General features: G+C 69.5%; 9 protein-coding genes. 6 read left to right on the top strand and 3 right to left on the bottom strand.

Going from position 1 to position 13,188, the window contains the following annotated elements; genetic code table 11:
• Nucleotides 1-20 precede the first annotated feature (20 nt).
• The 3 genes from acnD to prpF are packed head-to-tail and all read left to right on the top strand — an operon-like array spanning nt 21 to nt 4,359.
• Nucleotides 21-2,630: a Fe/S-dependent 2-methylisocitrate dehydratase AcnD gene (gene acnD / locus ACTHN1_RS11095; protein WP_440471008.1), complete on the top strand. Its 2,610-nt coding sequence runs from the start codon at nt 21-23 to the stop codon at nt 2,628-2,630.
• Nucleotides 2,631-2,688: 58 nt separating this feature from the next.
• A complete protein-coding gene (locus ACTHN1_RS11090; protein WP_440471007.1) occupies nt 2,689-3,147 on the top strand; it encodes an SRPBCC family protein in 459 nt (152 codons plus the stop codon).
• A gap of 18 nt (nt 3,148-3,165) precedes the next feature.
• Nucleotides 3,166-4,359 (top strand): 2-methylaconitate cis-trans isomerase PrpF, encoded by a 1,194-nt coding sequence (prpF, locus tag ACTHN1_RS11085; RefSeq protein ID WP_440471006.1) that lies wholly within the window; start codon nt 3,166-3,168, stop codon nt 4,357-4,359.
• Nucleotides 4,360-4,427: 68 nt separating this feature from the next.
• Here the strand turns inward: prpF and ACTHN1_RS11080 are convergent, their stop codons facing one another.
• From ACTHN1_RS11080 to ACTHN1_RS11070, 3 genes are all read right to left on the bottom strand, one after another.
• A complete protein-coding gene (locus ACTHN1_RS11080; RefSeq protein ID WP_440471005.1) occupies nt 4,428-5,039 on the bottom strand; it encodes a glutathione S-transferase N-terminal domain-containing protein in 612 nt (203 codons plus the stop codon).
• Between the two features lie 116 nt (nt 5,040-5,155).
• The gene (locus tag ACTHN1_RS11075) at nt 5,156-5,626 is read right to left on the bottom strand and encodes a cell wall hydrolase (protein WP_440471004.1); all 471 of its coding nucleotides are present in this window, start codon (nt 5,624-5,626) and stop codon (nt 5,156-5,158) included.
• 463 nt (nt 5,627-6,089) lie between these two features.
• Nucleotides 6,090-8,141: an oxidoreductase gene (locus ACTHN1_RS11070; protein ID WP_440471003.1), complete on the bottom strand. Its 2,052-nt coding sequence runs from the start codon at nt 8,139-8,141 to the stop codon at nt 6,090-6,092.
• A gap of 180 nt (nt 8,142-8,321) precedes the next feature.
• Between ACTHN1_RS11070 and ACTHN1_RS11065 the strand changes: the two genes are divergently transcribed.
• Genes ACTHN1_RS11065 through ACTHN1_RS11055 form a run of 3 tightly spaced genes read left to right on the top strand, consistent with a single transcriptional unit; the run spans nt 8,322 to nt 13,184 of the window.
• Nucleotides 8,322-9,662 carry a hypothetical protein gene (locus ACTHN1_RS11065; protein ID WP_440471002.1) on the top strand — a complete coding sequence of 447 codons (1,341 nt, stop codon included), beginning with the start codon at nt 8,322-8,324 and terminating at the stop codon, nt 9,660-9,662.
• Complete coding sequence (locus ACTHN1_RS11060) at nt 9,659-10,384, top strand: hypothetical protein (RefSeq protein WP_440471001.1); 726 nt, start codon at nt 9,659-9,661, stop codon at nt 10,382-10,384. Before ACTHN1_RS11065 ends, ACTHN1_RS11060 begins: the two co-directional genes overlap by 4 nt.
• Nucleotides 10,377-13,184, top strand: a complete 2,808-nt coding sequence (locus tag ACTHN1_RS11055; protein ID WP_440471000.1) for an ATP-binding protein — start codon at nt 10,377-10,379, stop codon at nt 13,182-13,184. Before ACTHN1_RS11060 ends, ACTHN1_RS11055 begins: the two co-directional genes overlap by 8 nt.
• The last annotated feature ends 4 nt before the right edge of the window (nt 13,185-13,188 follow it).

Below are 13,188 nucleotides of genomic sequence, written 5' to 3'. Positions count from 1 at the left end.
AGCCACGCCGACGCGAAGCCATGAACACCGAATACCGCAAAGCCCTGCCGGGCACCTCCCTGGACTACTTCGACGCGCGCGCCGCGGTCGACGCCATCGCGCCCGGCGCCTATGACCGGTTGCCGTACACCTCGCGGGTGCTGGCGGAGAACCTGGTGCGCCGCTGCGATCCGGCGACCCTGGTCGATTCGCTCAAGCAGCTGATCGAACGCAGGCGCGATCTCGATTTCCCGTGGTTCCCGGCGCGCGTGGTCTGCCACGACATCCTCGGCCAGACCGCGCTGGTCGACCTGGCCGGCCTGCGCGACGCCATCGCCGACAAGGGCGGGGATCCGGCCAAGGTCAATCCGGTGGTGCCGGTGCAGTTGATCGTCGATCACTCGCTGGCGGTGGAATGCGGTGGCTACGACCCGGATGCGTTCGCCAAGAACCGCGCCATCGAGGACCGCCGCAACGAGGATCGCTTCCACTTCATCGACTGGACCAAGCAGGCGTTCCGCAACGTCGACGTGATCCCGCCGGGCAACGGCATCATGCACCAGATCAACCTGGAGAAGATGTCGCCGGTGATCCAGGCGCGCGACGGCGTGGCCTTCCCCGACACCTGCGTGGGCACCGACAGCCACACGCCGCACGTCGACGCCCTCGGCGTGATCGCCATCGGCGTCGGTGGCCTGGAAGCGGAGAACGTGATGCTGGGCCGCGCATCGTGGATGCGCCTGCCGGACATCGTCGGCGTCGAACTGACCGGACGCCCGCAGCCGGGCATCACCGCCACCGACGTGGTGCTGGCGTTGACCGAATTCCTGCGCAAGCAGAAGGTGGTGGGCGCCTACCTGGAGTTCCGCGGCGAAGGCGCGGCGGCGCTCACGCTGGGCGACCGGGCGACGATTTCCAACATGGCGCCGGAGTATGGCGCCACCGCGGCGATGTTCTTCATCGACGCGCAGACCATCGATTACCTGACCCTGACCGGGCGCGAGGAAGCGCAGGTCCGGTTGGTCGAGACCTATGCGAAGACCGCCGGCCTGTGGGCCGACAGCCTGAAGGACGCCGAGTACGAGCGCGTGCTGCATTTCGATCTGTCCAGCGTGGTGCGCAACATGGCCGGTCCGTCCAATCCGCACGCGCGGGTGGCGACCGCCGATCTGGCCGAGCGCGGCATCGCGGTGGGCCTGGAGCAGGCGCGGGCGCAGGAGGCGCAGGGCCTGATGCCGGATGGCGCGGTGATCATCGCGGCGATCACCAGCTGCACCAACACCAGCAATCCGCGCAACGTCATCGCCGCCGCGCTGCTGGCGCGCAATGCCAACCGCGTGGGGCTGACGCGCAAGCCGTGGGTGAAGTCCTCGCTGGCGCCCGGCTCCAAGGCGGTCGCGCTGTATCTGGACGAGGCCGGATTGACGCCGGAACTGGAGAAGCTGGGCTTCGGCGTGGTCGCCTTCGCCTGCACCACCTGCAACGGCATGTCCGGCGCGCTGGATCCGGCGATCCAGCAGGAAATCATCGACCGCGATCTGTACGCGACGGCGGTGCTCTCGGGCAACCGCAACTTCGACGGCCGCATCCATCCCTACGCCAAGCAGGCTTTTCTGGCCTCGCCGCCGCTGGTGGTGGCCTACGCGATCGCCGGCACGGTCCGCTTCGACATCGAGAAGGATGTATTGGGTGTTTTCGAGGGACGCGAGATCCGTCTGAAGGACATCTGGCCGGGCGACGCGGAAATCGATGCGGTGGTGCGCGCGGCGGTGAAGCCGGAACAGTTCCGGCGCGTCTACAACCCGATGTTCAACGTGCGGGTGGAAAACGGCGAGCGGGTCAGTCCGCTGTACGACTGGCGTCCGATGAGCACCTACATCCGCCGCCCACCCTACTGGGAAGGCGCGCTGGCCGGCGAGCGTACCCTGCGCGGCATGCGCCCGCTGGCGGTGCTGCCGGACAACATCACCACCGATCATCTGTCGCCGTCCAACGCGATCCTGCTGGACAGCGCGGCCGGCGAATACCTGGCGAAGATGGGCCTGCCGGAGGAGGACTTCAATTCCTACGCCACCCACCGCGGCGATCACCTGACCGCGCAGCGCGCGACCTTCGCCAATCCGAAGCTGTTCAACGAGATGGTGCGCAACCCGGACGGCAGCGTGAGGCAGGGTTCGCTGGCGCGGGTCGAGCCGGAAGGCCGGGTGATGCGCATGTGGGAAGCGATCGAGACCTACATGGAGCGCAAGCAGCCGCTGATCATCATCGCCGGCGCCGACTACGGCCAAGGGTCGTCGCGCGACTGGGCGGCCAAGGGCGTGCGCCTGGCGGGCGTGGAAGCGATCGTGGCCGAGGGCTTCGAGCGCATCCACCGCACCAACCTGATCGGCATGGGCGTGCTGCCGCTGGAGTTCAGGCCCGGCACCACCCGACTGACCCTGGGCATCGACGGCACCGAGACCTTCGACGTGATCGGCGAGCGCCGGCCGCGGGCGACGCTCACCCTGGTGATCCACCGCCGCGACGGCGGGCGCGTGGAAGTGCCGGTGACCTGCCGGCTGGACAGCGACGAGGAGGTCTCCATCTACGAGGCCGGCGGCGTGCTCCAGCGCTTCGCCCAGGACTTCCTGGAGTCGGCGCAGGCGGCGTGACGCGCCCTTGCGCCAGGCGCGCTAGATTGGACCCACCATCCCCGAGAGGCCAATGATCATGTCGAACGAGACCGGAACCGTCCGCCTGCACCGCGTCCTGCGCGCGCCCCCCGAGCGCGTCTACCGCGCCTTCCTGGATCCCGAGGCGATGGTGAAGTGGCTGCCGCCGCATGGCTTCACCGGCAAGGTCCATCACATCGATCCCGTGGTGGGCGGGACCTACCGGATGTCGTTCACCAATTTCGGCACCGGTTCCAGCCACGCCTTCGGCGGCACCTACCGTGAACTGGTGCCGGGCGAGCGCATCCGCTACGACGATCAGTTCGAGAATCCGGCGCTGCCGGGCACGATGCAGGTCAGCGTGTCGCTCAAGGCGGTGGCCTGCGGCACCGAGATCAGCATCGTGCAGGAAGGCATTCCCGCGATGATTCCAGTGGAGTTCTGTTACCTCGGCTGGCAGGAGTCGCTGGGCCTGCTGGCCAACGTGGTCGAACCCCAGATTCCCGACAGCCCCTGACAACACACAGGTTCCTGCATGCCACACGCACCCCAGATCCGCATCCCCGCCACCTACATGCGCGGAGGCACCAGCAAGGGCGTGTTCTTCCGCCTGCAGGACCTGCCCGAACCCGCGCGCGTGGCGGGCGCGGCGCGCGATGCGCTGATGCTGCGGGTGATCGGCAGCCCGGATCCCTACGGCAAGCAGATCGACGGCATGGGCGGGGCGACCTCGAGCACCAGCAAGACGGTGATCCTGGCGAAGAGCGAGCGGCCGGATCACGACGTGGATTACCTGTTCGGCCAGGTCTCCATCGACACCGCCTTCGTCGACTGGAGCGGCAACTGCGGCAACCTGTCGGCGGCGGTGGGCTCGTTCGCGATCGCGGGTGGACTGGTCGATGCCGCGCGCATCCCGCGCGACGGCATCTGCACGGTGCGGATCTGGCAGGCCAATATCGGCAAGACCATCGTGGCGCACGTGCCGATCAGCGGCGGTCAGGTGCAGGAGACCGGCGACTTCGAGCTGGACGGGGTGACCTTTCCGGCCGCGGAGGTGCAACTGGAGTTCCTGGATCCGGCCGACGAGGGCGAAGGCGAGGGCGGCGGGGCGATGTTCCCCACCGGCCACCTGGTCGACGAACTGGACGTGCCGGGCGTGGGCAGGTTCCCCGCCACGCTGATCAACGCGGGCATCCCGACCATCTTCGTCAACGCCGCCGACATCGGCTACACCGGCACGGAACTGCAGGACGCCATCAACGGCGATGCGAAGGCGCTGGCGATGTTCGAGACCCTGCGCGCGCATGGCGCGGTGCGGATGGGCCTCATCGACGACGTGTCGGAGGCCGCGCGCCGCCAGCACACGCCGAAGGTGGCGTTCGTGGCGCCGGCGAAGGACTACCTCACGTCCAGCGGCAAGCAGGTGGCGGCGGGTGATGTCGACCTGCTGGTCCGCGCGATGTCGATGGGCAAACTGCACCACGCGATGATGGGCACGGCCGCGGTCGCCATCGGCACCGCCGCGGCGGTGCCGGGCACGCTGGTCAATCTGGCGGCCGGTGGCGGCGCGCGCAGCGCGGTGCGCTTCGGCCATCCTTCCGGCACCCTGCGCGTCGGCGCCGAAGCCCGGCAGGAAAACGGCGAGTGGAAAGTCGCCAAGGCGATCATGAGCCGCAGCGCGCGCATCCTGATGGAAGGCTGGGTCCGCGTTCCCGGCGACGCCTTCTGAGCGGTCCGGAGCGCTCCGGCCGCCATCAATGAAAAAAGGGCGGGCCCGGGCCCGCCCGTTTGTCTTGCTCAATGCAGGCCTTCGGCCTTGAGCGCGGCCTGCACGCCCGGATCGGCTTCCATCCGCTGGCGGAACGCCGCCAGGTTGTCGAGGCCGCTCAGATCCACGCCGACGTTGCCGGCCCAGCGCAGGGTGATGTAGAGGTAGGGGTCGGCGAAGCTGCGGAAACCGGCCAGCCAGTCACGACCTTGCAGGCGCTGGTTGGCGCTCTCGAACAGGCCGCGCAGGCGCTTGCGGGCGGCGGCCTTGATCGCATCGAACTCGGACTCGTCGGCGATGAACTTGCCCGGCGCGAACAGCGGGGTGAAGGCCGGATGCACGTCCGAATTGACGAAGGACAGCCAGCGCGCGGCCTCGGCGCGCTGCCGCGCGGAGCCGTCGCCACCCAGGCCGGCCTGCGGGAAGCTGTCGGCGATGTAACCCATGATGGCGGCGTTCTGGGTCAGGACGAAATCGCCATCGACGATGGCCGGCACCGCGCCGGTCGGATTGATGGCCAGGTATTCCGGCGTCTTCATTTCCGCGGCGGTCATCACCTTCACCTCGAAGGGCTGGCCGGTCCATTGCAGGGCGATGTGGTCGGCGGTGGAGCACGCGCCGGGCTTGGTGTACAGCTTCATGGGTGGACTCCGGTACAAAAAAAGCGAGCCGGGGACTTTCCCAGACCCGCCCGGTGTCCACAAGCCCGATGGCGCAACGGACCGTCATGGACGGTCCGCTTGCCGGCACGCTGGAATTACGAGCGCGGGGGCTGCGGCTGCGGTTTCAGCGACTGCACGCGCAGGAAGGTGTGATCGCCGATGGTGGCCACGCGGTACGCGTTGCGCCAGCTCGGGTTGGCGATCTGGTGGGCCATGAAGTGGCTCGCGCCGGGCACGATTTCCTTGCGCTGGCCGGGCGGCAGGGCCCAGTTGCGCTCGGCGTTCAGGGCCACGTTGACCGACTTGGCCCAGGCATCCGCATTCTGCAGGCGGGTGCCGGGGGCGACGATGGTGGGGGCGAACTGCTTGCGGGCGGTCACCACTTCGCAGACCGAATCGCCCCACAGGCCGCTGTCGCGGCGGCGCAGGGCGACCTCGGCGACGGCTTGCTGGCCGCGCAGGGTCTGGTCGCGGGCTTCCAGGTATACGGTGGTGCTCAGGCACAGCGAATCGGCGGCCGGCTGCGGCAACATCTGCGACAGCCAGAGAATCCAGGCCAGTTTCATGGGAACTCCTTGCTCCGTCTTTGCCGGTCCCGACCGTTCCGATCCATTGGAAACGGCGGGGGAGGGACGCGGCAGGGCGTCATGGGGAGGCAGCCTTCACACGGGCTGCCCGGGGTCCCGGCTGAATGGATGAGGGCGCCGGGGTGGCCTGCCGGAACTGGGGGGCGGGCCGAAAAGTTGGCGCAAGGTACGGGCGAAAACCGGAACCCGCCCTGAACACGCCGGGTTGACAGCTCTACTAAGTATTTGATTGGAAATGCTTGTTGGTGAAAACGGCGTCAAGGTCGAGGCGGCTTCGCGGAAGACCGGCCGCCGCGCGAAGCGAGCGCGCGGCGGCATCGCGAAAACGCGCGCAGCCGCATCGCCACGCGCGTTCGCCCCGCTTGGGGGATGACGCCACGCCGCGATTTCTGTGATGTGCGTCGCTCACTTCATCGGCGCGCATCGCGTGCCGCCCGTCGGTTCAGAGCGTCGCGGCCAGCCGGCTGCCCTGGGCGATGGCGCGCTTGGCGTCGAGCTCGGCGGCGATGTCGGCGCCCCCGATCAGGTGCGGGGATCGGCCGGCGGCGAGCAGCGACGCCTGCAGATCCCGGCGCGGTTCCTGGCCGGCGCAGATCACCACATGGTCGACCGGCAGGACCTGCTCGGCGCCATCGACGCGAATCCGCAGGCCGGCGTCGTCCACGCCCAGATACTCGACGCCGCCCAGCATCTTGACCTGCTTGGCCTTGAGCGTGGCCCGGTGGACCCAGCCGCTGGTCTTGCCCAGCCGCGCGCCCGGTTTGCCGGCGCTGCGCTGGAGCAGCCAGACCTCGCGGGCCGGTGGTTCCGGCTGCGGCCGGGCCAGGCTGCCGCGGCTCTGGAAGGTGCCGTCCACGCCCCATTCGGCCATCCAGCGGGCCGGGTCCAGGCTGGGCGAGGGCCCTTCCTGGACCAGGAACTCGGCCACGTCGAAACCGATGCCGCCGGCGCCGATCAGCGCCGCGCGGGCGCCGACCGTGACCCGGCCCGACAGCACGTCGGTGTAACTGACCACCTTGGGATGATCGGCGCCGGGGAAGTCGACCCGGCGCGGGGTGATGCCGGTCGCCAGCACCACCTCGTCGAAGCCGGCGAGCGCGGCCGCGTCGGCCCGGGTCGAGAGCTTCAGCTCGACGCCGGTCTCTTCCAGCCGATGGCGGAAATAGCGCAGGGTCTCGTGGAACTCCTCCTTGCCGGGAATCCGCTTGGCGAAATTGAACTGCCCGCCGATTTCCGGTTCGGCGTCGAACAGGGTGACCCGGTGCCCGCGCCCGGCGGCGACCGTCGCGCAGGCCAGCCCCGCCGGACCGGCCCCGACCACCGCGATCCGCCTGGCCGCGAAGGTCTTCGGATAGGTCAGCTCGGTTTCCGCGCAGGCGCGCGGATTGACCAGGCAACTGGCGGTCTTGTTCTCGAACACGTGATCCAGGCAGGCCTGGTTGCAGGCGATGCAGGTGTTGATGGCGTGGGCGCGTCCGCTGCGCGCCTTCTCCGGCCATTGCGGATCGGCCAGCAGCGGCCGCGCCAGCGAGACCATGTCGGCCTTGCCCGCGGCCAGGATGCCCTCGGCCACATCGGGCATGTTGATCCGGTTGGTGGCCACCAGCGGCACCGACACATGCGGTTTGAGCTTGGCGGTGACGTCGACGAAGGCCGCGCGCGGCACCGAGGTGACGATGGTCGGCACCCGCGCCTCGTGCCAGCCGATGCCGGAATTGATGAGGGTCGCTCCCGCGGCTTCGACCGCGCGGGCCTGGGCGACGATTTCGTCCCACTGGTTGCCGTCCTCCACCAGGTCCAGCAGCGACAGCCGATAGATGATGATGAAGTCCGGCCCGCAGGCCTCGCGGATGCGGCGGACGATCTCCACCGCGAAGCGCATGCGCTTTTCCGGGGTGCCGCCCCAGGCGTCGTTGCGGCGGTTGGTGCGCGGCGCGGTGAATTCGTTGATCAGATAGCCTTCCGAGCCCATCACCTCGACCCCGTCGTAACCGGCGTCGCGGGCGCGCCTGGCCGCCGCCGCATAGGCATTGATCTGGGACTGGACCGCGCGCGCGGACATCGCCCTCGGGGTGAACGGATTGATCGGCGCCTTCAGCTTCGACGGCGCGACCGACAGCGGGTGGTAGGCGTAGCGGCCGGCATGCAGCAGCTGCAGGCAGATCAGCGCGCCATGCTCGTGGGCGGCACGGGTGACGAATTTGTGCGGGCGCACTTCCCAGGGCCAGGACAGCTTGCCGCCGAAGGGCTTCAGCCAGCCCACCAGGTTGGGCGAGAAGCCGCCGGTGACCATCAACCCGACGCCGCCGGCGGCGCGCTCGGCGAAATAGGCCGCCAGGCGCGGGAAGTCGCGGGCGCGATCCTCCAGCCCGGTGTGCATCGAGCCCATCAGGATGCGGTTGCGGACCCGGGTGAATCCCAGATCCAGCGGCGCGAACAGGTGCGGATAGGGCTCGGCGGAGGCGGGGGTTGCGGCGGCGGCGCTGGACGTCATGCGGGCGATGGATACGCTTGCGTATGGAGGCGACACGATGCCCCGGCCCGAGCATCGGCGCAAGTGCTGGCGGAGCACGGCGCCGGGGACGGAAGCACGGCACAGAACGCGCCCGCTTGGCAAGAGTTGTCGCGTCCGCCCGCCTCGGGGACCATAGGGGACCAAGGCTTTCGGGACGTCATGGACGCCGCAACACCTCCCCTGCACGACTACCTGCGCGATGGCATCGCCGCCGCGGATCTGCCGGACCTCCACCCCCTGCTCGCCGCCCGCGATCAACTGCGGGCCTTCTCGACCCTGTTCCACGGGGGCGAGGAGAACGTCATGGTGCGCCTGCTGGTGCTGCGCACGATCGGCGAGCGCGGACAGGCGCCGGACTGGACCCCGCAGGAACTGCGCGATCAGTTCGCCTACCTGGATCCGGTCAAGTTCGACACCGTGCTCGGGCGCCTGCGCGAGAACGGCCTGCTGCTGTGGGAAACGCACAGCCAGCGCTACCGCATTAGTCCGGTCGGGCGCCAGGCGCTGGCGGCGATCGGCATGCTGCTGCAGTTCAACCGCGAAGGCGACGAACTGGCCTACGTCACCGCCCAGCTCGCCGCCGGACAGGCGGTGGGCCGGGTGGGCGCCGACGATCTGCAGCACCTGCTGTCGCGGCTCAACGAACTGCGCGAGGACTTCGACCAGGCCGTGCTCAGCGGTTCGGAGCACCGCATCCAGCGCGCCGCCGACACCCTGCAGTCGGTCTGGCAATGGGTGGAAAAGGGCACCGAACTGATCCGCGACATCGCCGCCGATGGCGATCTGGATACCGCCACCCACCGGGTGGCGCAGCAGATCGGCCGCGCGCAGAGCGCGCTGCTGCGGCAGGCTTCGGTGTTCCAGCGCGCGCTGAACCAGCTCGATCGCCATCGCGTGCATCTGGGCGCCAGCGGCCTGTCGTCCTCCGACGTCAATCGTTTCCTGCGCGCCCGCGACATCGACGCGCTGGCCGCGCTGGCCGACGACTTGCTGGTGCGCACGCCGATGCCGGCCTTCGTGCTGGGGCCGATCGCCCTGGACGTGGCCGAGTACGAACTGGTCGAACGCGAACGCGAGGGCCAGGAAAGCACCGCGCTGCCGCCGGCGCGGGATGCGCCCAGCGATACCCAGGCGCCGGCCGCGCAGAACGACTACGCGCACGCCGAACAGTGGCTGGATCAGCTCAGCGGACTCGAGCAGGAAGCCCCGCTGGCCGACTGGGTGCCGCAGGAGAGTTTCGCGCTCAGCGCCTACCGCCTGTCGCTGCTCGGCCTGATCGGCGATGCCGGCGCGGAAAACCGGCAGGGCGTCAGCGCTTCGCTGGCGCAGTTGCCGATGCAATGGCGGGTCGAACCGGTGTTCGAGACCGTCCAGCGCGCGGGCGTGGCCTACATGAGCCGCGGCCGGCTGTTGCCGCAATCCGGCGAGGCGCGGACCGCTCCCGCCGCCGCTTCACGCAAGCAAGACAAGCAGAAGAAACGGAAGACCCAGACCGCATGAGTGATCCCATCGCCTCCCTGATCGCGCGCCTGCTGGCCGAACGCTGGCTGCCGCGCGAAGACCGCGCCGTGCGCCAGGTCCTGGTCGACGCCGAACTGCGCGACGACCTCGACCGCCGCCTCGCCGCCGCCGGCCTGCGCCTGCTCGAACATCCCTATGCCGCGCACGTCGCGATCGGGGTGGCGCGCGCGCAGGAAAACGACGTGTTCGGCAACGCCGAAGCCTGGGCGGCGAGCAACCTGTCGCTGGGCCGCGACGCGCTGGCGCTGCTGGTGGTGCTGTGGGCGCTGCTGGTGCTGCCCAAGCGCCAGCGCCAGATCGCCCGCCAGGAAGGCGAGCGCGCGCAGGAGCAGGAACAGATGTTCGCCGAACTCAAGCCGGTGCCGGTGGGCGCGGAAGTGATCGAACCGATCAACGAGCGCACCCTGCTGGCCGACTTTAGCGACAAGCTCGGCGGCAAGGGCCGCCTGCAGATGAACCTGGGTGCGTTGCAGCGGCAGGGTTTCATCGTCCGCCGCCGCGAACGCATCCATGAAGGGCCACTGCTGGATCTGGCTTTCGACTACGAACGCATCGCCAGCCGGGTGATGGATGGCGCGCTGTCGCAGGTCATTGAGGAAGCGCGGCAGTCGCAGGCCGCCGCCCGCGAGCGTGGCGAGGAGGAGGGCGTGGACGCGCCCGATGAAGTGCCGGAGGACGAGGAGATGCAGGCCGATGTTTGAGTTCCGTCAGCTGGAAGTCGTCCACTGGGACTACTGGCAGCGCTACACGCTGCCGCTGGATGCTTCCATCATCACCGTCGTCGGCCCCAACGGTTCCGGCAAGACCACCCTGCTGGACGCGCTGCGCACCCTGCTGGCCATCGACGATCGCGACATGGCGCGCGACTACAAGACCTACCTGCGCCACAACGGAAAACCGTTCGCGTGGTTGCGCGCGGTGGTCAGCAATCCGGCCGATCGCAGGGGCAAGCGCGCGTTCTTTCCGTACATGGACGAGCAGGTCACCATCGCCTGCCGGGTGCGCAAGCGCGGCGGCGACTGGTCGCGCGACTACCAGATCGTCCCTGGCGACGTGCCCATCGAAACGCTGGAGCAAGGCGGTGAATGGCTGGGCGTGCGCGATTACCGCGTGCGCCTGGCCGGCGCCGGCCTGAGCCGGGCGATCTGCCGCGTGCTGACCCTGGAGCAGGGCGCCACCGACAAACTCTGCCAGCTCACTCCACGCGAACTGCTGCAACTGGTGTTCGACGTGTTCGAGGACAAGGCGGTGCTGGACGACTACCAGCGCGCGCGCAGCGAACAGTTCGATGTGGAAAAGGAAATCGGACAACTGCAGCAGGGACTGGCGGAACTGCACCTGCGGCTGGAATCCGCGCGCGCCGACGTGCGTTCGTTCGAGGATGGCCTGTCGCTGCGCAGCCAGCGCAATCGCCTGCACACCGAAATCGCACCCAAGGTGGAACTGGCGGACCTGCGCGCGACCATCGAAGGCGCGCGCCCGCGCCTGACCGGCCTGCGGCGCGCGCTTCGCGAGCGCAGCCAGGCGCATGCCGCGCTGCTGGCGCAGGAAGCCGCGGCCTCGGGGCAGCGCAGCCAGCTCCAGCAGGCAATGGCCGAAGTGCGCCAGCGCCAGGCCGAGGCGGAGGCCGCGTTCACCCATGCGCGCGACCACGCCCGCGACGCCGAGATGCTGGTCAAGCGCCGCGACGATCTGGACCGCCTGCAGGGCGGTCGCAAGGGCGCCGACGTCAAGGCGCTCAGCCGCGAGGTCGAGGAAGGCCGGCGTCGCCAGGCCGAACTGAAACTGGAAGGCCAGCGGGACCGCCAGCGCGCGGCCGAAATCACCGCGCAGGTGGCGGCGCTCAGCGGCGGCGGCCGGGTCTCCGAGCCGTTCGAGCGCGACTTCCGCGCCGCGCTCGATGCCAAGGGCATCGGCCACAAGGTGCTGACCGAGCTGGTGGAGATCGCCGATTCGGATTGGGCCACCGCGGTCGAAGCGGTGCTGGCGCCCTATCGCCACCTGCTGGTGCTGGATTCGCCGAAGGATGCCGCCACGGCATGGCAGCTGGGCGAACAGATGCAGTATCGCCACTTCCTCGTCGCCGATCGCGCGCCGGCCGACAAGCCGACCCGCGGATCGCTGCTGGAAGTGGTGCGCTTCCTGGACGATCCGCCGGCATGGTTGCCGCGCCAGCTGGATCGCATCCAGCGGGTTGAGGATGTGCAGGCGGGCCATCGCCTGCCCAAGGGACAGGATTGGATCACCGCCAAGGGCTATCTGCGCGAACAGCGCGGCGGCCGCCAGATCGGCGGTGGCGCGCACCACTTCGGCGCCGGCGCGCGCCAGGCGCAACTGGCCGGACTGCGCGCGGAGCTGACCGCGCTCCAGCAGCGCGCCCACGCGCGCGAGGAAGAACTGGCCCGGCTGGGCCAGCAGGTCGACGCCAGCCAGGCGCGCCTGCTCGGACTGGGCGCGGGCAACGAACTGGTCACGCGCGCGGCCGAGTTCGCCGACGCCGCCGAGCGCCTGCCGGAACTGGCCGAGGCCGCGCAGCAGGCGGCGGCCGCGCTGCTGGAAGTCCGCACCGAATTCGATCGCCTGGCCGCCGAGGACAAGGCCGAGAGCATCGCCGCCGCCAGCCGGACCGGCGAACTGAAGGCGCTGGAGAACGAACTGCGCGAGCGCGGGCAGCAGATTTCGCAGGAACGGCTGGCGCTGGTGCAGCGAATCCTGGACTTCCGCCGCCGCCGCGCGCAGATGCCGGTGGAATGGCGCGGCGCCGCCGCCCTGCGGGCCGCGCGCGACGAGTACGAAAGCGCCAACGCGGTGCGTCGCGAAGTCGAGCGCATCGACGAGCGGCTGGCCCGGGGCGCCTATATGGAGGACGACGGCTGCGTCGCCCTGCGCGACAAGTTCGCCGCCGATCACGCGGGACTGGAAGCGGCCATCGGCAAGCGCGAGGCGCATCTGCATCGCGCGCGCAAGCTCACCGAGGAAGCGCGCGGCGCCTATATCAACGTGCTGCGCGCCACCGTCCGCCGCTATCGCAAGAACCTGGTCGCGCTGGGCGAGTTGTCCGGCATCGGCGTTGACGTGGAGATGCCGGAACTGGTGAACGAGGACACCGCGCTCGCGCAGGCGGGCCTGACCGTGCGTTTCGATTTCGATCGCAAGGGCTGGATCGGGCTGGACGACGGCGAAGCCTCCGGCGGTCAGCAGGTGATGAAGTCGCTGCTGCTGCTGGTGGCGCTGCTGCGCGACGAGGAGCAGCCCGGCGGCTTCGTCTTCATCGACGAGCCATTCGCGCACCTGGACGTGGCGAACATCGAGAAGGTGGGCCGGTTCCTGCGCTCGACCGACGCGCAGTACATCCTGACCACGCCGATCACGCACAACGTCAACGTGTTCGAACCTTCGGACCTGGTACTGGCGACCAGCAAGCGGCGAGCGGGCAGCAGCTGGGCCGAGCCGGTGGCGGTGCTCAAGCGTGACCGCGCCGAGGACGCCGCCGCGGCCTGAGGCG

It is taken from the genome of Pseudoxanthomonas sp., assembly GCF_051953815.1.
Taxonomy (GTDB): Bacteria; Pseudomonadota; Gammaproteobacteria; order Xanthomonadales; family Xanthomonadaceae; genus Pseudoxanthomonas_A.
Note: the sequence above shows the minus strand (reverse complement) of the source record. Positions and strands in the feature narration are given on the sequence as shown.